Annotated in this window: 17 protein-coding genes; 15 read left to right on the forward strand and 2 right to left on the reverse strand. The window is 45.8% G+C overall.

What is annotated here, in order from left to right:
- The first annotated feature begins 278 nt into the window (after positions 1-278).
- The 12 genes from D0T66_RS09600 (at position 279) to D0T66_RS09655 (ending at position 15,630) form a co-directional block, all read left to right on the forward strand.
- Entirely contained in the window at positions 279-1,436 is a 1,158-nt protein-coding gene (locus tag D0T66_RS09600) for a hypothetical protein (protein WP_163357065.1), read from the forward strand.
- A gap of 7 nt (positions 1,437-1,443) precedes the next feature.
- On the forward strand, positions 1,444-1,623 hold the full coding sequence (locus D0T66_RS09605; RefSeq protein WP_163357066.1) for a hypothetical protein: 180 nt from the start codon (positions 1,444-1,446) through the stop codon (positions 1,621-1,623).
- 155 nt (positions 1,624-1,778) lie between these two features.
- Positions 1,779-4,082, forward strand: coding sequence for a transglycosylase domain-containing protein (locus tag D0T66_RS09610; protein ID WP_255489799.1), 2,304 nt, complete (start codon positions 1,779-1,781; stop codon positions 4,080-4,082).
- Between the two features lie 18 nt (positions 4,083-4,100).
- A complete protein-coding gene (locus D0T66_RS09615; RefSeq protein WP_163357068.1) occupies positions 4,101-4,862 on the forward strand; it encodes a hypothetical protein in 762 nt (253 codons plus the stop codon).
- Between the two features lie 42 nt (positions 4,863-4,904).
- Positions 4,905-5,591: an SGNH/GDSL hydrolase family protein gene (locus D0T66_RS09620; protein WP_163357069.1), complete on the forward strand. Its 687-nt coding sequence runs from the start codon at positions 4,905-4,907 to the stop codon at positions 5,589-5,591.
- A gap of 112 nt (positions 5,592-5,703) precedes the next feature.
- Complete coding sequence (locus D0T66_RS09625) at positions 5,704-7,554, forward strand: BatD family protein (RefSeq protein WP_163357070.1); 1,851 nt, start codon at positions 5,704-5,706, stop codon at positions 7,552-7,554.
- A gap of 6 nt (positions 7,555-7,560) precedes the next feature.
- Positions 7,561-8,379: an SH3 domain-containing protein gene (locus D0T66_RS09630; RefSeq protein ID WP_163357071.1), complete on the forward strand. Its 819-nt coding sequence runs from the start codon at positions 7,561-7,563 to the stop codon at positions 8,377-8,379.
- A gap of 699 nt (positions 8,380-9,078) precedes the next feature.
- Complete coding sequence (locus D0T66_RS09635; protein WP_163357072.1) at positions 9,079-10,440, forward strand: leucine-rich repeat domain-containing protein; 1,362 nt, start codon at positions 9,079-9,081, stop codon at positions 10,438-10,440.
- 307 nt (positions 10,441-10,747) lie between these two features.
- Positions 10,748-11,005 (forward strand): DNA-binding protein, encoded by a 258-nt coding sequence (locus D0T66_RS09640; protein ID WP_163357073.1) that lies wholly within the window; start codon positions 10,748-10,750, stop codon positions 11,003-11,005.
- Positions 11,006-11,065: 60 nt separating this feature from the next.
- Positions 11,066-12,187, forward strand: a complete 1,122-nt coding sequence (locus D0T66_RS09645; protein ID WP_163357074.1) for a universal stress protein — start codon at positions 11,066-11,068, stop codon at positions 12,185-12,187.
- Between the two features lie 136 nt (positions 12,188-12,323).
- Positions 12,324-13,472 carry a universal stress protein gene (locus tag D0T66_RS09650; protein ID WP_163357075.1) on the forward strand — a complete coding sequence of 383 codons (1,149 nt, stop codon included), beginning with the start codon at positions 12,324-12,326 and terminating at the stop codon, positions 13,470-13,472.
- 100 nt (positions 13,473-13,572) lie between these two features.
- Positions 13,573-15,630: a dihydrofolate reductase gene (locus D0T66_RS09655; RefSeq protein WP_163357076.1), complete on the forward strand. Its 2,058-nt coding sequence runs from the start codon at positions 13,573-13,575 to the stop codon at positions 15,628-15,630.
- 57 nt (positions 15,631-15,687) lie between these two features.
- On the opposite strand, the gene D0T66_RS09660 is transcribed toward D0T66_RS09655, so the two are convergent.
- Together D0T66_RS09660 and D0T66_RS09665 are read right to left on the reverse strand one after the other, a co-directional pair.
- Positions 15,688-16,638, reverse strand: a complete 951-nt coding sequence (locus D0T66_RS09660) for a DUF4421 family protein (protein WP_163357077.1) — start codon at positions 16,636-16,638, stop codon at positions 15,688-15,690.
- Positions 16,639-16,709: 71 nt separating this feature from the next.
- Positions 16,710-17,747: a metallophosphoesterase family protein gene (locus tag D0T66_RS09665; protein ID WP_163357078.1), complete on the reverse strand. Its 1,038-nt coding sequence runs from the start codon at positions 17,745-17,747 to the stop codon at positions 16,710-16,712.
- A gap of 323 nt (positions 17,748-18,070) precedes the next feature.
- On the opposite strand from D0T66_RS09665, the gene trpB reads away from it, so the two are divergent.
- From trpB to D0T66_RS09680, 3 genes are all read left to right on the forward strand, one after another.
- Positions 18,071-19,261, forward strand: coding sequence for a tryptophan synthase subunit beta (trpB, locus tag D0T66_RS09670; protein WP_163357079.1), 1,191 nt, complete (start codon positions 18,071-18,073; stop codon positions 19,259-19,261).
- A 91-nt stretch (positions 19,262-19,352) separates the two neighbouring features.
- On the forward strand, positions 19,353-20,759 hold the full coding sequence (locus D0T66_RS09675) for an anthranilate synthase component I family protein (RefSeq protein WP_163357080.1): 1,407 nt from the start codon (positions 19,353-19,355) through the stop codon (positions 20,757-20,759).
- A 6-nt stretch (positions 20,760-20,765) separates the two neighbouring features.
- A complete protein-coding gene (locus D0T66_RS09680) occupies positions 20,766-21,389 on the forward strand; it encodes a hypothetical protein (RefSeq protein WP_163357081.1) in 624 nt (207 codons plus the stop codon).
- Positions 21,390-21,395: the final 6 nt, after the last annotated feature.

A 21,395-nucleotide genomic window follows, 5' to 3' on the forward strand; every position in this document is an offset into this window, starting at 1 on the left:
ATATATCCTATTATTGCTATTATATATTTTGCTTCCATTTTTCTTCTTCTTTGTGTTCTTGTTACACATTGTATATCAAAGTTACGTAATTCTCTGTGAAACAACAAGAAAAGTAGGTCTTATTTAGGATTAATTGACGTGCTTTAGGATATATGTGTATATTTTACACAAAAGAATCTTTCTATACTGAATTTATGTTTATAAATCGGAAAGAAAAAAAATGCTTATATTTATAAACGATATTTACATACACACACCGAATTTATACTTAATACATCATGAAAAGCCCGTTGCTGATAGCTTTATTAATGCTGCTGCCACTCCTCGTCCCGGCGCAAAGCGAAGGTATGCCCTATACGGTAGAAGGTAAGAAGAAAGACGATGGCTATTTTTACCTCTATGCAAAGAGGAAGAAAAGCAAAACTATCGAGCTCGATAAATTAGGCTTACCTGCGAGAAAAGTAAGTAGCAATCTTCTGCAACAGCCCCTTCCCGAACGCATGGAATTGGAAGAGAATATGTGGGCACCGCCGATACAATACGATCTGATTGGTTATTATAGTCAGGATAGTGTGATATATGCGCTGGTCGCTTTTGCCGGGGAGATTGCATTGTATGAGTTCCAAGTCGGGAAAAACAACGTAAAAGATAAAAAGACTTATTTTGTCGACCACCATCATTTGATTTCCCAAGCGAATGGGGCAGGGGTAGCGTATAGTAGCAAGATGGAAAGAATAGACGACACCTTGTATCTATATATCAATGGCGGGCAGCTGTATGGCGGAAAGGTAGATGCCCTATACACATTCGGTCTGTTGCCGGAAGACGAAAAACAGCTATATAAAGTCATAATCGGCGAACCTCGCCGACGGATATGGATGTATCATGTAGCAGAAAAGGATAGAAACTACTACAAGCAAGAAAAAGGAGAGCTGGCATGGTATGAACAGAAAATAGAAGACGAAAAACGGAAGAAAAAAAAGAAGTCGTTGGAAGAAAGCCTGTCGCGGAAAAAGGAATGGGTGTCTGTTGTCGAAGAACATTTAGCTCAGCCATACTATTATCTGGAAGTGAGCAATGACAAAGAAGAACGGGAAGTCGAAAAACGACGGTGGCTGCATAATCGTCTCACACCTTACAATCCTTTTGATGGGTGCGACTTTAGTCTTTCCGTCGATAATCCGTTCGATTTCGATAGCATCCGTCCCTATCTGAAAGAAGTATTAGCCTATGCCGAAAGTATCTATGACGCCGAACCGATAACTTATTTTCTGCTTGGCAACCGCTCGGAAATCGGATTCTTCTACAAACACAATGGCGAACTGAAACTGCTGAAATACCATCTGGGGCAGCAGGAATGGCATCTGCTCGATTACACGCAGGAAGTCTCCCAACCCCGTCAATTGTGGTTCAAAGCGAGTGATAAGAAAAAATAAATGCCGAATGAAAACGATAATATATATACTCCTTTTTGCAGTGATTGCCTTGCAGGCATCCTGCTCGGGGAAAGAAGAACCCGAAATGCATACCAAGCTGCACTATATCATCACAGGCGACGAAAAGGACGATGCCTTTCTCTCCCTCTTATTAAGGTATTTAAAGTTTTTTATTATAGAACATTAAAACGTTTTATTTAAATTTGCAGATTATACAATAATCCATGCCTGAGAATTATCTCGCCACAAAGCTATAATATGACAAAGAATACGGAAGAAAAGAAAAATAAGTCGAAGAAGAAGAAAAAGAAGAAAATCAATGTGAAAAAGGTTGTCCGCGTCATGTGGATGACGTTTCTGGGAGGGATAGTCGCGCTTATCCTCATCTTTGTGCTTATCGCCAATGGCATTATAGGATACATGCCCGACCTGAAAGACATGGAAAACCCTATCGACAAATACGCTTCGCAGGTCTATTCCGCCGATGGCGAGTTGCTGGGAACTTTTTCGCAGGCCAAGAACAACCGTATATATTCCGATTATAGCGATTTGCCCCAACATATAGTAGATGCCTTGGTATCCACCGAAGATGTGCGCTATTACAGTCACTCCGGCGTCGATGGCTATGCTTTGGGACGTGTTCTGGGAAAAACTATCCTGACCGGCAAATCCAGCGGAGGGGGTAGTACCATCTCGCAACAGTTGGCAAAACTGCTCTACACCAAAGAAAGGGCTTCTAATATTATCGAAAGGGGATTGCAAAAACCTATCGAATGGGTGATTGCCGTCCGCCTCGAACGCAGTTATACCAAAGAAGAAATTATCAACTTCTATTTCAATCAGTTCGACTTCCTCAACAATGCCGTAGGCATCAAGTCGGCAGCGCAAGTCTATTTCGGGAAAGAACCGAAAGACCTGACGATAGAAGAAGCCGCTACGCTGGTCGGTATGTGCCAGAATCCGGCGATGCATAACCCCGCAAGTAAAAATCCGAAACGTGTGGAGGCTGCCCTTACACGTCGCAATGTGGTCATGTTTCAGATGTTCAACAATGGCAAACTCACCCGTCAGGAATACGATTCGTTGAAACAGATTCCGATGAAGCTGAATTTCAGGCGCGTCGACCATAAAGACGGATTAGCACCTTACTTCCGCGAATACCTGCGCACCACGATGCAGGCTTCCAAACCCGACAAATCGCGCTATGGCGACTGGCAGGCAGAGCAATACGTGCGCGATTCGGCACGCTGGGAGGGCGACCCGCTATATGGCTGGTGCAACAAAAACGTAAAACCCGACGGAACGAAATACAACCTGACAACAGACGGGCTGAAGATATATACCACTATCGATTCGCGCATGCAACGCTATGCCGAGGAATCGCTCGTAGAGCATATGAGCAAGACGGTGCAGCCGCAATTCGATAAGGAGAAGAAAGGACGCGACTACGCTCCGTTTGCCTACCGTGCCCGCAAAGATGTGGACAAAATCCTTGCGCGTGCCATGAAGCAGACCGACCGCTACCGCAACATGAAAAAAGCCGGTCACTCCGAAAAGGAAATAGAAAAAGCCTTCAAAGAGCCGGTGGAAATGAAAGTCTTTTCATACGCCGGACAAATAGATACTACCATGACGCCGATGGACTCGATACGCTACCATATGAAGTTTATGCGTTCGGGCTTTATGGCGATGGATACCTACACGGGGCACGTCAAGTCCTATGTGGGCGGAATAGATTTCTCTTACTTCCAATACGATATGGTCAACCGCGGACGCCGTCAGGTGGGTTCCACTATCAAGCCGTTCCTCTACTCCCTGTCGATGGAAGAAGGGGCTACCCCTTGCGACGAAATGCTGTATCAGCAGCAAACCATCATCACCGAAACAGGCGAACCATGGACGCCGCGAGGCATTAAAGAAGCTAAAGTTGGCGAGATGGTTTCTATCAAATGGGGCTTGCAAAACTCCGACAATATGGTCACCGTCTACCTGATGGGGCGCACCTCGCCTTATTCCTTTGCGCGCCTGCTGCGCTCGTTCGGAATCACAGGACATATCGACCCCGTTCCGTCTATGGCATTGGGAGCGACCGACGTGACGGTTGCCGAAATGGCTGCCGCATACACCGCTTTTGCCAATAAAGGAATCCGCTCGAAACCGCTATACGTCACCCGCGTCGAAAATTCGCACGGGAATGTTATCACCGATTTCACGCCCGAAACACATGAAGTATTCAGCGAAAAAACATACGTCAAAATGCTCGATATGCTTCGCGCCGTAGTGGACGGAGGTACAGGCTACCGCATGCGCCGCTTAGGTGTGGAAGGGCCGATGGGCGGTAAAACGGGTACGACCAACTACAATGCCGACGGATGGTTTATGGCCTTCTCGCCGCGCTTGTCTACTGCTTGCTGGGTAGGTGGCGAAGACATCAATATCCATTTCGACCGCATGGCCGAAGGGCAGGGAGCAGCTATGGCGCTGCCTATTACGGGCAACTTCTTCAAGAAAGTATATGCCGATAAACAGACAGGCTACAGTCCCGAAGATGAGTTCGAGAAAGTAGAAGGATTCAACAACCCTTGCGCCGAGAAGAATGCCGAAGAGCCGACTTCGACGGTCACTATCGACAACATGTTCAACTAATATTCAGGGGTGGGCAGTATGAAAAAATATTCTGTTATAGCTTTCTTACTTGCTTTCACTTGGGGATTACTCCCTCTCTCGGCACAAGAAGGAGAGCCGGAGTTGAAATCTTTCGTCCTCAGCGATACTACTTTTCTGTACAGGGAACATTCCACTGCGTGCGGTTGGCATCGCATCTATATAGAGCACAACCGAAAGAATGACAATTACGAGGCGTTGGAGGAATATAGCATATCCGGATACCGGAAGGACGGATATGACAGGCAGATAGAAGACATAAAAGAAGGATACCCTAATCGCCTGAAAAAGTTCGCTTTGGGAGACTTGCCACGCGATTGGCTACCTTTGCGTCTGTTCGAAGGCAAATATTATATTTATGCCCCTTCGGAATGGACATACGCAGACCATAGGGTTATTACTGATGTTGCATTTGTAGAGCAGATGATGGACGGACCATGGCCTTCAGCTCTTAAAAGCTTCAAAAAAACGGGTGACCGCTATGATATCGAATACTATACTTATGCTGATGGGGTTCGCTCGTTGGCCATCCACATGATTGACACGGTCAACAAAATAGCCGTGTGGGAATATAAAAACAATGAAGGGGAGCCTGTGGGCTACGAATTGCGTGTTGCTTCCTCCAATGTCCGCCTTTTTCCTCTGGTTGTGAACGACTGGGGGTGCCGTGCACTATTCGAAGTTGTCTTCGACAGGCCGGATTGTAAAGCTATTCTGGCAGGAACTCAAAAACCGGTTTTTATTTGCAAAAACAAGGAATAACCTATAAACTTTAATATAAAAAACCTCAAAAACCTCTTAATCATGAAAAAAGCTATTTTAATCCTCCTTTTTTTTACAACTATGATTGCATGCATAAATGCCCAGTTCAATAAAGAAATCAACTTGCAGAAATATGCGCAGGCGAATGCCGGACTTCCAGCCCCGGAGAAAAAGGAAAAACGGGTCGTTTTCATCGGCAATTCCATCACCGAAGCATGGGTATCCAACAGCCCCGATTTTTTTGCGAAGAACAATTACGTAGGACGCGGTATCAGCGGACAGACTACGCTGCAGATGCTTTTGCGCTTCCGCCAGGATGTTATCAAACTGCAACCGAAAGCCGTCGTTATCTGCGCGGGCACAAACGATATAGCCGAAAACACCGGCACGTACGATCCCGAATTTACATTCGGAAACATCGTCTCGATGGTCGAACTGGCCAAGGCTAATAAAATAAAAGTGATTATAGCCTCGGTGCACCCTGCGGGCGCTATGCCTTGGCATCCGCATGTGACAGACGTTCCGGCAAAGATACACGCCTTGAATTATGTGCTGAAAGATTATGCCAAAACGAATAAAATCCCTTATATCGACTATCATGCCGCTATGGAAGACGGCAGCGGAGCAATGCGCAAAGAGCTTAGCGCAGACGGCGTACACCCCAACAAGGAAGGCTATGCCATCATGGAAAGCCTTGCCAAACCGATTGTCGACAAGGTCGTTAAATAATATTCACAAACCGCAGAGGTGGATTACACACTAATTTAACTATTTTTGTCGTTCAATTCATGTAACATACGTGTAACTCGTAACGAATAACTTGTAACTATTAATTAGACATATGAAAAAGTATCTGATAGCATTCTTACTATCATTTGTTGGCGTAGTAAACTTTTATGCACAAGAGGTTACCTATTCCATCAGTGCGCCCAATTCGACCGTGGAAGGGGCACAGATACAGCTGCGCTATGTTTTGCGTGTGACAGGTGACGCAGGAAAGGTAGACCTTCCTGTGCTCGACGAGAACGAACTCGATGGCTTTGTCGTCCTCTATGGGCCGGCTTACAGTGTGTCGCAAAGTATGAGAACGATAAACGGGCAGACCACATCCGAAGGCAACTGGACGTTTACCTATACCCTCACGGCTAACAAGCAGGGGACATTTACTTTCCCGCCAACAACAATCAAGGTCAACGGTAAGACGTATACGTCCAACACTTCCACTATCAAGGTGTTGCCTCCTGACAAGGATGCCCAGACGACCAACGGCAAGCCTACGCAGGAAACGACATCTACTTCCACTTCCAAAAATATCAGCCCGAATGATGCCTTTATCAGGGCTATTTTCTCCAAGAAAAAAGGAATGGAGCAGGAAGCCTATGTTGTTACGTTCCGCCTCTATTCGGTATTGAGTATCCGCCAGCTCGATAAGATTCAATTCCCTGAATTCGAAGGATTCATGGTCGAAGATTTAGATATCCCCGAATCATTGCAGGGGCGTCTGGAAAATTATAACGGCAAAAATTATGTGACCTACAACCTGCGTAAGATGCTGATATTCCCGCAGCGTTCGGGCAAAATGACGATACCTTCGGGCTCGATAGATATTGTCTTTTATGTGAAGTCGGGGCAAATCATTATGGACCCTTTCTGGGGGCCGCAGGAAGGGATGACCGACGTGAAGCGTACACTCAAGACCAAGCCCGAAACGATGGATATATCTCCTTATCCGGCGGACGGAAAACCGCTCGGCTTCTCGGGTGCGGTGGGGTCATTCGATTTCGAACCGACTATATCCAAGACCGATGTGGTGGCAAACGACGGTATCACCATTACCCTGAAAATAAAAGGTACGGGGAATATGAAGCTCATCAAGAACCCGGAAATTCAATTCCCGACCGAATTTGAGACATACGATGCCAAAGTGACAAACGACCTCAAGGTAACCGAAAACGGATTGTCGGGGACACGTACTATCGAGTACCTGTTCATCCCGCGCTATCCGGGCAAATACACCATTCCGCCGATAAACTTCACCTATTACGACACCAAGGCGAAGGAATATAAAACACTCTCGTCGGAAGAATATACCATCAACGTAGCCAAAGACCCGAATGCATCTGCAACCAACTCGGGAACAAGCTACAGCAGCCAGCGCGAAGTGCAGATAGACCAGGATATCCGCTATCTGAAAACGGATGATTATGATTTCAGAGATACCGAAGACTTCCTTTTCGGTTCGGCGAAGTATATCCTCCTGTACTACCTTGCGCCGTTGCTGATATTTGTGGCGCTCGCCATCTACTACCGCAAGCGGATAAAAGCGAATGCCGACGTGGTGCGCATGCGGACGAAGAAAGCGAATAAGGTGGCTTCGAAACGTCTCAAACTGGCGAAGAAATACCTTGCCGCCCACAACAAAGACAGCTTCTACGAAGAAGTATTGCGCGCTGTATGGGGCTACCTGAGCGATAAGCTGGTTATTCCGGTAGCCGACCTCAACCGCGAGAATATCGAAACCGAACTGACCGGCTACGGCGTAGACGAATCGCTGATAAAGCAATTTATCTCGATACTCGATACCTGCGAATTTGCCCGCTATGCTCCGAGCGAATCGGACGAGGCAATGGATCGCACCTATGCCGAAACGGTAGATGCAATAGGTAAAATGGAAAATGTGATTAAAAAGTAACCGATTATGAAACGGATTATATTATCCCTGTTTATCATTCTTTGCACCGGTGCAGTATACGCTCAGGAGGTACAGCCTGCCGACTCGCTGGCGCAAGCCGCCCCTGTTGTAACGGAATATGCGAGCGAATTGCAGCGTAAGTTTATCGAAGCATACAACGCAGGCGAATACCCCAAAGCTATCGCCTTACTCGAAAAAGAGAAAGAAGAGCAGCTTGCCAAAGGCATGGAGTCTGCCGACCTGTACTATAATCTGGGCAATGCCTATTTCCGCGACAACGAAGTAGCCAAAGCCATCCTCTATTACGAGCGTGCCCTGCTGCTCAAGCCGGGCGATAAGGACATACAGCACAACATATTGTATGCCAATACACGGATAGAGGACAAAATAGCCAAGGCAGGGACGTTTTTCCTTAGCGAATGGATGAAAAGCTTGCAGGAAACAAACAGTTCGGACGGCTGGGCTGTTTTTGCCGGAGTATGTTTTATACTGCTCGTCGGCGTATTGTTCCTGTTCTTTTTCAGCCGTAAGATAGCCTTCAAACAGCTCTCTTTTTATCTTGGCATCCTGCTTGTGGTGCTGGTCATCGTAGGCAATGTGTTTGCCTACCGCCAGAAAGTCGATATACAGCAACGCGACTATGCCATTGTTATGTCGCCTACGGCCACCGTACGCAGTTCGCCCGATAAGAATAGCAATCAGGTATTTACCCTCCATTCGGGTACGAAAGTGAAAATTACGAAAGACGACCGCGACTGGTGCGAAATAGAAATTATCAGCGGCAATGTCGGTTGGATAGAGAAGTCGCGTATAGAAGTTATTTGAACCAAAAGATAAATATATATCGAATCCGGCAACTATTTGTCGGATTTATTTTTTTGTTTTTTGCCGATATGGAAGAATATGTGTATATTTGTGTTGTAGTATAATTGATTGCAATGTTGATGAGTAAGGTGAAATTCTGCATGTTTTTTTTAATCAACTTCTTTTTTATCAATGAGATAATTGGTGGAAAATTAATGCACACACACACACACACACACGAAATATAGTCAATATTTCGGAATAATCCAAGGTTTCAGGGTAGTTTTTTTTAAAAAGAGTCACCTCCCCCCAGCCCCCTCCAACAGAGGGGGAGCGAGGGGCTGTCTTTCAGTTAACAGTGAGCAGTTATCAGTCAACAATAGAACCCATGTAGGGGCGCACCTGTGTGTGCGCCCGCGAATCCATATATACGAGGCAATATTTATTGCCCCCTACAAAGCTATAACGAGATCCCTCGTAGTCACTCGGGATGACAAAGCTAACAGCTATCAGCTAATGGCTTACAAAAATAATGAGCTAATTAGCCAATGTGCCAATATGCAGATAAAAATCATTACACTGAGAACCATTGAGAATGCATTGAGGACCACTGAGAATAAACTCAGTGTCTCTCAGTGTGTCTCAGTGTCTCCTTTGTGTAACTCAGTGTTATAAAATTTTCGAATATGCTAATTTACTAATTTTCAAATTGATATTATTATGAACAAAACTTTGACACAGGCTATTATCATATTAGCCTTACTTACAGCAATCAACCTGCATGGACAGGTGACTATCGGTAGCGACCAAGCTCCGAACAAAGGGGCTTTGCTCGACTTGAAAGAACATGCACCCGATGCTAATAACGCAACAGCAACACGAGGGCTTGGACTACCAAAAGTAGAACTTTCAGATTTAAGCAAACTAATAATAGGCACCGCCCCTGAAATAACGGGGGCAGACGCATTGAGTCATGCAGGACTGATAGTCTACAACACAAAAGCTTCGATGTGTTTTTCCGAAGGAATGTATGTCTGGAATGGCACGCAATGGGATCAATTGGCTGGAGTGGGAATTGGCAGCTACCAATCGGATGTAGAAGCGCTGAAAACGCTCTATAATGCTAATCCGGGCAATACTTTAGGGTGGAATCTAGCTCTCGATCCAAGTACTTTTGCCGGAGTGATATGGGCTACTGTGTGTGGCGAAACCAGAGTGATAAAACTGGATGTAAACAGTAAAAATTTAACTTCTTCAGCGGGAATCGAAAAGTTGTATATGCTGACCGAGTTGAACTGTTGGTTTAATTCGCTGACGACGCTGGATGTTTCGGGGGCTAAATCTTTAACACATTTGTATTGTGGTGAAAATCAGCTGACCAGTTTGGACGTTTCCAAGAATACAGCACTGACACATCTGTATACCGGCTTTAATAAATTAACATCTTTAGATGTCTCCAAAAATCCAGCATTGGTGCTTATGGAATGCTACGCTAATCAGCTAACATCTTTAGATGTCTCCAAAAATACGGCATTAGTAACCTTATTTTGCCATCGCAATAAGCTGGCATCATTGGATGTCTCGGGTGCTACGGCATTGGAAACACTGTATTGTCTTGAGAATAAACTTATGACATTGGATGTCTCCAATAATATGGCGTTGACATCCATCACATGCGGTGATAACCTATTAACTACTTTAGATGTTTCCAATAATACACTCTTAAACTATTTGGAGCTCTATAATAATTCACTCACCACATTGAATATTTCCAACAATACAGCACTAACAAGTTTGAATTGCTCAGATAATAAATTCACTACTTTGAATATTTTCAACAACACAGCATTGATGAGTCTAAATTGCAATAATAACAAGCTCACCGCTTTGGATATTTCCAACAATGCGGCATTGATAGCTGTGTGGTGCTCCGGCAATTGGCTTACACAAACGGAAATAGATAAATTCAAGCTTCACCCGAACTATTGTACTTCCTCTTTTATGCGAAACAATCTCTTACCTCAGTATATCTACGGAACAACAACCGTAAATGCTTCTATAACAGCGCCTACCTGCCCGTAACGAAATAAAAGATATTTTTATCTATTCCATAAGAGGCGAGCCCAGCAGGTTCGCCTCTCTGCTTATAAAAAAGACACCTTATATCAAACAAAAAGCCCTTGTAAACGTTTAACCGAAAGAGAAAAGCGTCTCTCTCCCGAAAGGTATATTTCGTTATTTTGTTAATGAGTTTAGGATTTTTTTAGAAAAAAGATTTGCGTATTTCATTGTTATTATTAAAAGTATTACATAACTTTAAAAGCACAATCAGTTATGCGTGATATCGAGATATTACGATTAAGTCTAACCCATAATACCATTAAACATTATGACAAAAGTGATAACATTTCAGGAGTTGCGCAGAATAAAAGATACTCTGCCCGACGGAAGCGTTCACCGTATCGCCGAGGAATTACAGATTCCAGTAGAGACCGTATGGAATTACTTCGGTGGATACAGTTACAAAGAAGGTCAAAGTTGTGGTGTGCACATCGAACCCGGTCCTAATGGCGGATACGTATCGCTCGACGATACCACTATCCTCGAAATGGCACTGGACATAATCGACGCCAGTAGCGCCAACTGAAAAAGAAACTGAAATTGTCGGAGCAGAAAAGGCTATACAAACATAATTCGATTATAAAATATGGAAGCAGAAAAACTGGTTACACTCGCGATACATACGCCGCAAAAAGCTAAGATACTCGAAGCCGTTCTCGAAAAAGAACACATCACCGTGTACACATCCCCCGTAGGGAATGATGAGCTGACGGAAATGAAAGGTATCCGCATCCGTATCCGCGAAGCCGACCTTCCGCGCGCATTGAGCGTTGTCGAAAGCCGTCACCTGTTCAGCTACGACGAAGAAGAAACTTATCGTGTGGACGATGGACGTCCGCGCATCCTTATCCCCGTCGATTTCTCCGACTATTCTATCAAAGCCTGCCGCATAGCCTTCAATATGGCGCGCGACCTGAATGCCAAAGTCAAAATACTGCACGTCTATTTCAACCCCTATTACCCTACGGCTTTGCCCATCGCAGATGCCTTTGCCTATCAGGGTAAGGAAGAAAAAGAGTTCCAGAATATAATCAATAAGGTAAAAAACGACATTCAGAAACTGTGCAATATCATTGACGAAAAGATAGCATCAGGCGAATTTCCTTCGGTCAACTACTCCTACGTCCTGCGCGAAGGGCTGCCCGAAGAAGAAATAGTCGGCTTTGCCAAAGAATACAAGCCCGCTGTCATCATCATGGGCACGCGCGGCAAAGACCAGAAAGATGCCGACCTGATAGGAAGCGTTACGGCCGAAGTGATAGAAATGACAAAGATTCCTATCGTCACCGTTCCACAAGATGCACATTTTACCGATTTGAAAGAAATAAAGCACGTATCTTTCCTTACCAATTTCAGCGAACGCGACTTGATGTCGTTCAGCCAATTGACCACTCTGCTCGCTCCGTACGATGTGCCTTATACCATTGTGCACATCAACGAGAAAAAGAGCGGAACATGGACAGAAATCAAACTGGAAGGAATCAAGGCCTACTTCAGCAAACAATATCCGACACTCAAAATCGACTATCAGTTGATCAACACCAATGATATGCTGAAAAGCCTCGACGAATACGTGCAGGAAGACCATGTGGACATGCTTGCCCTGACTACCAGCAAACGAAACGTATTTGCCCGTATGTTCAGCCCGAGCATTCCGCGCAAAATGCTCTTCCACTCCGACACCCCGATGTTTGTATTGAGGGGGTAACTTTACGAGAACAAAAGAATGGATTAAAGGCGGATTTTACAGGTGTAGGATTCGCTTTTTTCTATAAAAAAAGCTAAATAGTAATAACACTTACTATTTGTCTTTGTATCTTTGATAAGAAAATAAAAAGACTGTTATGGAAGAGGAAAAATTAGTAACATTAGCGGTTCATACCAACAAGAAAGCCCAGATTTTGAAAGACTTTCTTGAAGAAAAAGGAATCGAAGTACACATCGACAGCATCAACGGGAAAAGCCTTACGGACGTGACGCCGGGCGTACGCGTGCGTGTCATGGAGCAGGATTTGGCACATGCATTGGCATTGGTCGAGAGCGTGCACCTTTTCAGCTACAACAAAGAAGAAACCTACCGCGTGGATGACGGAAAACCCCGCATCCTTGTGCCGGTCGACTTCTCCGACTATTCGCTCAATGCCTGCCGTGTAGCCTTCAATATAGCCAAACTACGCGATGCCAAAGTCAAGATATTTAATGCCTACTACAACCCCTATTACCCGGTCGATCTGCCTTTTGCCGATATACTCTACGGGAGCGATGAGGAAGAAAAGAAAGAGGCAACCAACATTATCGACAAAGTAAAATCCAAAATGCAGGAGCTGGTTTCGGAAATCGGCAAGCGCGTCGAGAGCGGCGACTTTCCCTCGGTCAACTATTCCTACTCCTTCCGCGAAGGCGTAGCCGAAGAAGAGATAGCCGAATATGCCCGGCAATATAAACCCCGCCTGATTGTGATGGGGACGAAAGGTGCCGACGACCAATCGGATAACATGCTCGGTAGCGTTACGGCCGAAGTGATAGAAATGACCAATGTAGCTACGCTGGCCATCCCTAAGGATTCGCTGCTGAGAGATCCGTTGGCTATCAGGCATATCGCTTTTTCCACCAACTTCAGTCAGCGCGACCTTATCACGTTCGATACCCTGTACCAGTTTGCTAAACCCTATGGCAAAGACCTTAGGATTACGCTGTTGCACGTGAATATCCTCGACAAGAAAGGCGCTAAGTGGAGCGAAGAAAATGTGCAGAAAATTCTGACCTATATCAAGGAGCATTACCCCGAACTGAATATCGGATATAAACAGATAGACACCGATAACGAGAATATGTATTCCGAAATCGGACAATTCATCACGGACGAACATGTCGAAGTGGTGACGGTCAACACCCGCCGACGCAATGCATTTACCCGCCTGTTCGTGCCGAGTGTTTCGCGCAAGATACTTGCCCGTTCCAAAGCGGCATTGCTCGTCTTGAGAGAAAATTAGTTATATGTAGCGCAAATTAAGAGGCAAATCCTTTCGTCAGATGGAATGGATTTGCTTTTTTTGTATATGTAAAATAAATAAGTATTTAAATGATAAATAGATGAAAAAAATCGTATTGGGAGCAACATTTGCTCTTGCAGCATTGTTTACAGCATGCGACGGAGAAAAGAAAGGACAACCGGAAACGAATCAAAATTTTACGTACGAAGTGGAAGAATTTGCAGATATACAAGTCCTGCGGTACAAGGTACCCGGATTTGAAGACCTCACATTGCAGGAGAAAACATTGATATACTACCTCTCGCAGGCAGCACTCGAAGGGCGCGATATACTCTACGACCAGAACAACAGATACAATCTGGCTATCAGGCGCACGCTCGAGGCTATCTACGAAAACTATCAGGGCGACAAGGAAAGCGCCGACTACAAAGAGTTTGTCGTTTACCTCAAACGCGTCTGGTTCTCCAACGGTATTCACCACCATTACGGCGAGGAAAAATTCCTGCCCGGCTTTTCGAAAGACTTTTTCAAAGAGCAGGTAAAAGCCCTTCCGGCCGATAAAGTGCCTGCCAAAGAGGGACAAACCGTAGACCAGTTCATCGCCATGATGGAACCTGTCATGTTCGACCCGAATGTGATGGCAAAGAAAGTAGACAAATCGGCGAAAGACAAAATACTGGCATCCGCCAACAACTACTACGGCGAAGGCGTGACGCAGAGCGAAGTAGAGGCATTCTACGAAGCCATGAAAAAACCGGACGATGCGACGCCTGTTTCTTACGGCCTGAACAGCCGACTGGTAAAAGAAAACGGCAAGCTGCAGGAAAAAGTATGGAAAGAAAACGGCCTTTATTCGCCCGCCATCAAACGGATTGTTTACTGGCTCGAAAAATCGCTTCCGGCAGTGCACAACTATGATAAGTCTCAGGAAGAAACCATCTCCAAGCTTATCTTCTACTACAAGACAGGCGACCTGAAAATGTTCGACGATTACGCCATTGCTTGGGTAAGCGATAATGCCCGTGTGGATTTCGTAAACGGATTCACCGAAACATACGGCGATGCCTTGGGCATCAAAGCCAGCTGGGAGTCTATCGTGAACTTCCGCAACGAAGAAGCGACCAAACGCACCCAGACGATAAGCAGCAATGCCCAGTGGTTCGAAGACCATTCGCCGGTGGACAACCGCTTCAAGAAGGAAGAAGTGAAAGGTGTGACAGCCAAAGTGATTACCGTTACCCAGTTGGGTGGCGATTGCTATCCCGCTACGCCGATAGGCATCAACTTGCCCAATGCCGATTGGATTCGCGCGGATTATGGCTCTAAATCGGTTACTATCGAAAATATAATGGAGGCATACGACCAAGCTTCGCTACATACAGGATTCAACGACGAATTTGTGTGGAGCGAAAACGAAATCAATCTTATCAAAGAATATGGCTTCATGACGGACGTATTGCATACCGACCTACACGAATGCCTCGGACACGGTTCGGGTAAGCTCATGCCGGGAACAGACCCGAATGCTTTGGGCGAATACAGTTCCGAGATAGAGGAAACCCGCGCCGACCTTTTCGGGTTGTACTATTGTGCCGATCCTAAAATTGTAGAATTGGGCTTGTTGCCGAACGCTGATGCTTACAAGTCAGAGTATTATCGCTTTATGATGAACGGGCTGTTGACGCAGCTTGTCCGCATCGAACCGGGTAAGAATATCGAAGAGGCACATATGGTCAACCGCCAACTGATAGCCAAGTGGGTATTGGAACACGGCAAAGCCGACAATGTAGTCGAATATAAAGTTCGCGATGGCAAAACGTATGTGGTGGTGAACGACTACGAAAAACTGCGCGACTTATTCGGACAATTATTAGCCGAAATACAACGCATCAAGTCGGAAGGCGACTTTGCCGCCGGAAAAGCATTGGTGGAGAAATATGGCATCAAGGTAGACCCGAAACTTCATCAGGAAGTATTGGAACGCTACAAAAAGCTGAATATGAAACCATACAGAGGCTTTGTGAATCCTGTCTTTACAGCCGAAACGGACGATAAAGGTAAAATCACGGATGTCAAGGTTTCGTACGACGAAAGCTATATCGATCAGATGCTTCGCTACTCGAAAGAGTATTCGACTTTGCCGACATACAACGATTGATTTCTTGTTGAAACAGATACCAAACGGAGTTCTCTCACAGGGAGCTCCGTTTCTTTTTTACTGAAAAGTTATTTTATCCAGGAACTTGCTCTTGAAATCGAGCCGTTTGGTAAAGCTAAGCTGCACAAGCCCCGAAGAAAGATTCAGCTTGTCCTCTTTCGTCTTTATCAGGCTGGAATTGTAAAAGACGCCCGACACGCTCACCGTCCAGTCGTCGCCGTAATAGCCGGCCGCTATGCGTGGCAGGACGGAAGGATAGACATTTACCTTGCTGCGGTAGAACTCCGAAATATTGTCCGTCCCGAGATTCACACCCGCCGTCAGCGATGCCGTGATATACCATCTTTTGATAAACCACGAATGTGTGTATCCGCCCACGATGCCTACCTGTAGGTTCTTTTGCTTATAATTGTCTTTATATACGAGCGAACTGTCCGATGTTATGCGCGTGTAGAATACATTTCCTCCGAGGTGGAAACTGCCTGCCGAACGTATCTGTCGGGCATTGTTGTTGAAGGCGGCCGTGTACGAAAAGCGTTTGTTGTTGAATATATATTGCCCCGATCCTCCGTATCGGGTAACATTTATATCGGGACAGATGGCTAAGACGTCATTCGTTTCGTCATCCTTCTGGTAAAAGCCTTCGTAGTGCTGGACGAATATGTCGGATACGAACTTCTGCCCATAATAGTGATGCTGGAAATCGAACGATTTGGTCTTTCCCCGTTTTTTGTCGCGCAAAGGCGAAATACTGACCGAGCCGCTCACCGAAACTTTTTTCCACGTGATACCCACTCCGACGGACATAGGATTGTTAGAGTTGAACGAATCTTCGATTTTACCATATTGATGCTCCAGCTCCATAAACTTATACTGCGTATATACTTTTATGGAAAGGGGATGGTTGTAGCGCTCCACATAGCTGCTATCGACCTGTGCAGCCACATTGGTCTGTACAAGAAAAAGGAGCGCCCCCGCAAAAATACTTAAAATGGCAGATCTCGGCATGTTAATAGAACGCAGCTATCGGTAAATAATTATTGCAGGATGGCGAAAAGAAGCTCGGGGTGTTTTCGTGCCTACTTTTTATCTTCCTCTTCCTCTCCGAAAGAGAGCGGATAGGCAACCTGATTGATTATCTCGCCACCGGACAGATAAATATAAGTGGTGAAAAACGGCTTGCTATCCCACAATTCTATCACGCGGCAACCGTTCTTGCCGAGGTTGTTGTATACCGTATTACCGCCCGAATAGCGTCCGTATGCCAATGCAATATCGTAATACGAACCGATGTAGTCGTTGTCGTGGTCGTGTCCGGCAAAAATGCCTATCACATCGCCCGACTCGCGCATCGCCGTATACATGCCCGTATTGAGTATCCCGTTGCACTCGTTTTCGCGGCGTTCGCCGAGCAGATTTGCATTCTCTTTTGTCGCCATCGTATGATATTCGGGCAGCGGAATATGCAGAAATGCCAGTGCAGGCAGCGGGCTTCCGTTGTTGTTGGCGGTGTATGCAGCGCTCTTTTGGCGGTACCAGTTCACTTGCGAAAAATCGAGCCAGTTGTATGTCCCGATGCCTTTAACCGGGCTGTAAGCACCCGAATCGAAGAAGTACAGAACCGATTTTACCTTTGTCTTGTCATGGTCTTTCAGTTCGATGATGAAGTTACCCACCCCTTTTACATGCTCTTCTCCCGCACGTGACAGGCAATAAGGCATCTGCACCAAAGAGTCCATCAGTTGCTGGCGCGACATATCCGATTCGTCGTCGTGGTTGCCAAAGACCATCGCCCACGGAATCTTTCTTTCTATGACAGGTGCCAGAACGGCATCCAGCGCCTCTTTAGCGGGCTTTCCCCAAACGATGTCTCCTGTGAAAACTACCAAATCGGGCTTTTCGGCATCCAGTGCCTCGTTGACTAATTTTATCCCTCTCAGCGAAGCCGTATCGCCGGGACGGTAGTGCATGTCCGTGAACTGGATGATTTTAAATTTCCCATCTTCGTTGAAAGCAAGCGCTTCGGGCGAAGTTGCGGGAGCCTCATTGTTGCAGGCCGAAAAGAGTAACGATGCTGCTATAACGAGCAAGCCGATGATGTAGGATAGTTTTTTCATAGTCGTTTAGATTTAATAAAAAGTAGCTGTAAAGATAAAAAAAACAGTTCAGAATTTGGCAGATTGAATTTTTTTATATCTTTGTAATATCAAAAAGATAATAGAATGCAATTTCAATTAGTAAATATATATTGGTGGTGGCGCTTACGAAACAAAAAGTCGTGAGTTTATTGCTGCGTATTTACACAATGATATAAGAATACTAAGCCTATCGTAACTCACGGTAGGCTTTTTTCTTGTTAATATCATAAAAACGCTCTTTACTCGTAACTTGTAACTGCCTGAAAGGCGAAGTAACTCGTAACTAATAAAATATAATTAAAATGGGAAAATTCGATGTTGATGAAAATGGTTTTTACGGAGATTTCGGCGGTGCCTATATCCCCGAGATACTCTACGACAATGTAGAAAACCTGAAAAATAATTACCTGAAAATACTGGAAGAGCCGTCTTTTCAGCAGGAGTACCGCGATTTGTTGCGCGACTATGCGGGGCGTCCGTCGCCGCTGTATCTGGCAAAAAGGCTGTCGGAAAGGTATGGTTGCAAAATCTATCTCAAGCGCGAAGACCTCAACCATACAGGCTCGCACAAAATCAACAATGCGCTGGGGCAGATTCTCGTTGCCCGCCGCATGGGCAAAACCCGCATCATTGCCGAAACGGGTGCAGGGCAGCACGGCGTGGCTACGGCAACCGTCTGTGCGCTGATGAATATGGAATGTATCGTCTACATGGGCAAAACGGACGTGGAGCGGCAGGCATTGAATGTGCAGAAGATGGAGATGCTGGGGGCGAAAGTCGTACCCGTTACCAGCGGCAATATGACGCTGAAAGATGCGACCAACGAGGCTATCCGCGACTGGTGCTGTAATCCGGCTGATACGTTCTATATCATCGGCTCAACGATTGGTCCGCATCCTTATCCCGATATGGTAGCCCGCCTGCAATCGGTTATCAGCGAAGAAATACGCCACCAACTGAAAGAGAAGGAGGGACGTGAAACGCCCGACTACCTCGTGGCTTGCGTGGGTGGCGGTAGCAATGCTGCCGGAACGATTTACCATTTTGTGGACGAGCCGCAGGTAAAAATCATCCTTGCCGAAGCAGGAGGAAAAGGTGTAGATACAGGAGAGTCGGCGGCAACTATCCACCTCGGCAGGCTGGGTATTATTCACGGTTGCAAGACATTGATAATGCAATCGGAAGACGGACAAATAGAAGAGCCGTATTCTATCTCGGCGGGACTGGATTATCCGGGCATCGGGCCTGTGCATGCCTATCATGCCAGCATCGGGCGCACCGATGTAGTTGCCGTGAACGACGATGAGGCTATGGAAGCTGCCTTCGAACTGACACGCTTGGAGGGAATTATTCCGGCTATCGAATCGGCTCACGCCTTGGGAGCGCTCAATCATAAGCAATTCAAACCAGATGATGTGGTCGTGCTTTGCCTCTCGGGGCGCGGCGATAAGGATATGGAGACGTTTATACAATATAAAGCTATTAGCTGTTAGCTATTAGCTGATAGTATTGTCATTTCGAGCGGATGCGAGAAATCTCGAGATTCTTCGTTACACTCAGAATGACAAATTAAAATAATAGAATATGAAGACAAGTCTTACTGTTCAAACTAAAACCCTCCTTGCCGACCTGCAAACGCCGGTAGGGTTATACCTGAAAGTGAGGGATGTATATCCCGAATCCGCTTTGCTGGAAAGCTCCGATTATCACGGCGGAGAGGATAGCTATTCCTTTATAGGCGTAGATCCCATTGCCCGCTTCAAGGTAGAAGACAGGACGATAACCCGTTCCTATCCCGATAATACCTTCGAAACGGAGCTACTCGGCGAAGATGAAAAGTTAGTGGATAATTTCCAGCAATTTATACAGGAGTTCGACGTAAAAGGCGGAGCAGGTGCTAAATTTAACGGCTTTTTCGGTTATACCTCGTACGATGCTATCCGCTATTTCGAGGCGGTAGATCCCGTGAACGAGAAGAAAAGCAACGCCGATATTCCCGAGTTTTATTATATCCTCTATCGTTTTACGCTGGCTATCAACCACCTGAAAAACGAGTTGGTGATAGTAGAAAATATTGTCGGCGACGACCAACCGAAGGTGGAAGAATTAGAAGCCATCTTGGCCAATAATAACTTTGCCTCGTACAATTTCACGGCTATCGGCGACGAAGTGTCGCAAATAACAGATGACGAGCATAAGGGGATGATAAACAAGGGAATCGCTCACTGCAAGCGCGGCGATGTGTTCCAGATTGTCCTTTCGCGCTGTTTCTCGCAACGCTTTGCAGGCGACGACTTCAAAGTGTACCGCTCGTTGCGATCCATCAACCCGTCGCCCTATCTCTTTTATTTCGATTTCGGCTCGTACCGCATCTTCGGTTCTTCGCCCGAGACGCATTGCCGCATACACAAAGGCAAAGCTTATATCGATCCCATCGCAGGAACGTATTTCCGTACGGGTGACGACGAAAAAGACCGCATCCTCTCCGAAAACCTGCTGAAAGACGAGAAAGAAAATGCCGAGCATGTGATGCTGGTCGATTTGGCACGCAACGACCTCAGCCGCAACTGCCACAATGTGCAAGTCGAATTTTACAAAAATGTCCAGTTCTATTCGCACGTTATCCATCTGGTTTCGCGGGTGAGCGGCATTGTCAATGCAGACCGCAGCAGCATATCGGTCTATGCCGATACCTTTCCCGCCGGAACGCTTTCGGGTGCGCCCAAAGTGCGTGCAATGCAGCTGATTCGCGACATCGAACATCAGATGCGCGGCGTATATGGCGGCTGCATCGGCTATATCGGTTTCGATGGCGAACTGAATCAGGCGATTACGATACGTACGTTTCTCAGCAAAGACAATACGCTGTATTATCAGGCGGGCGGAGGCATTGTTGCCAAATCCAATCCCGATACCGAAGTGCTGGAAGTGAAAAATAAATTGGGCGCTCTGACGAAAGCTGTTAAATTTGCAGATAAACTAAAAAACTAAACACACATGAAAAAAGCATTAATCATTATCGGAGTCATCGTCTTAGCTGTTGCCGTCGGGTTGTACGTCTATTCGCAAGGCGGTTATCAGGATATTCACGTAGCCAAAGGCGAACATTTGGACGAGGCAGAACTTAAACCCGTAAAAGACCTGATAGATATGGAATTTGAAGGGAAGATACAGGAATACGATCTCGAATCGGACTCGACAAAAGGCTTTTTTACCAAAATATGGCATAAATGGAACTATCAATACCCATCTAAGGTATTCTATACCGACGACGAGTATGTCTACTGGGGGCGCGTCCGGTACGACTTTTTGCGCAGCGAGGTTATAGAGCTCAACAAAACCAAAAAGGAGAAATATGAGCAGGTGATGCAGAAATTCAACCATATTACGTTGGACAAAAGCCGCGAAATATTAGCCCAATATTATAATCAACGGCGGTTTCAGGAATCGAACGGCGACATAAAACCCTCCGCAGTTTATTTATATTGGATACAGCTCAGCGAAGGATACACTCCTGAACTGGTATTCCTGATAAGGATCGATAGCCATATATATCGTGCGACTTCCAGAAATGGGACAGAAATAGATTATATGTATGCCAGCAGCTTGACAGGTTTTTAAAAGAGA

It is taken from the genome of Dysgonomonas sp. 25, assembly GCF_010501075.1.
GTDB lineage: Bacteria > Bacteroidota > Bacteroidia > Bacteroidales > Dysgonomonadaceae > Dysgonomonas.

What these genes read in the sequence shown, in the direction of transcription:
- D0T66_RS09605 (WP_163357066.1), top strand. Translation starts at nt 1,444, where the DNA reads ATGAAAACGATAATATATATACTCCTTTTTGCAGTGATTGCCTTGCAG.
- D0T66_RS09645 (WP_163357074.1), top strand. Translation starts at nt 11,066, where the DNA reads ATGGAAGCAGAAAAACTGGTTACACTCGCGATACATACGCCGCAAAAA.
- D0T66_RS09620 (WP_163357069.1), top strand. Translation starts at nt 4,905, where the DNA reads ATGAAAAAAGCTATTTTAATCCTCCTTTTTTTTACAACTATGATTGCA.
- D0T66_RS09610 (WP_255489799.1), top strand. Translation starts at nt 1,779, where the DNA reads ATGTGGATGACGTTTCTGGGAGGGATAGTCGCGCTTATCCTCATCTTT.
- D0T66_RS09625 (WP_163357070.1), top strand. Translation starts at nt 5,704, where the DNA reads ATGAAAAAGTATCTGATAGCATTCTTACTATCATTTGTTGGCGTAGTA.
- D0T66_RS09600 (WP_163357065.1), top strand. Translation starts at nt 279, where the DNA reads ATGAAAAGCCCGTTGCTGATAGCTTTATTAATGCTGCTGCCACTCCTC.
- D0T66_RS09635 (WP_163357072.1), top strand. Translation starts at nt 9,079, where the DNA reads ATGAACAAAACTTTGACACAGGCTATTATCATATTAGCCTTACTTACA.
- trpB (WP_163357079.1), top strand. Translation starts at nt 18,071, where the DNA reads ATGGGAAAATTCGATGTTGATGAAAATGGTTTTTACGGAGATTTCGGC.
- D0T66_RS09640 (WP_163357073.1), top strand. Translation starts at nt 10,748, where the DNA reads ATGACAAAAGTGATAACATTTCAGGAGTTGCGCAGAATAAAAGATACT.
- D0T66_RS09615 (WP_163357068.1), top strand. Translation starts at nt 4,101, where the DNA reads ATGAAAAAATATTCTGTTATAGCTTTCTTACTTGCTTTCACTTGGGGA.
- D0T66_RS09675 (WP_163357080.1), top strand. Translation starts at nt 19,353, where the DNA reads ATGAAGACAAGTCTTACTGTTCAAACTAAAACCCTCCTTGCCGACCTG.
- D0T66_RS09680 (WP_163357081.1), top strand. Translation starts at nt 20,766, where the DNA reads ATGAAAAAAGCATTAATCATTATCGGAGTCATCGTCTTAGCTGTTGCC.
- D0T66_RS09650 (WP_163357075.1), top strand. Translation starts at nt 12,324, where the DNA reads ATGGAAGAGGAAAAATTAGTAACATTAGCGGTTCATACCAACAAGAAA.
- D0T66_RS09630 (WP_163357071.1), top strand. Translation starts at nt 7,561, where the DNA reads ATGAAACGGATTATATTATCCCTGTTTATCATTCTTTGCACCGGTGCA.
- D0T66_RS09655 (WP_163357076.1), top strand. Translation starts at nt 13,573, where the DNA reads ATGAAAAAAATCGTATTGGGAGCAACATTTGCTCTTGCAGCATTGTTT.
- D0T66_RS09660 (WP_163357077.1), bottom strand. Translation starts at nt 16,638, where the DNA reads ATGCCGAGATCTGCCATTTTAAGTATTTTTGCGGGGGCGCTCCTTTTT.
- D0T66_RS09665 (WP_163357078.1), bottom strand. Translation starts at nt 17,747, where the DNA reads ATGAAAAAACTATCCTACATCATCGGCTTGCTCGTTATAGCAGCATCG.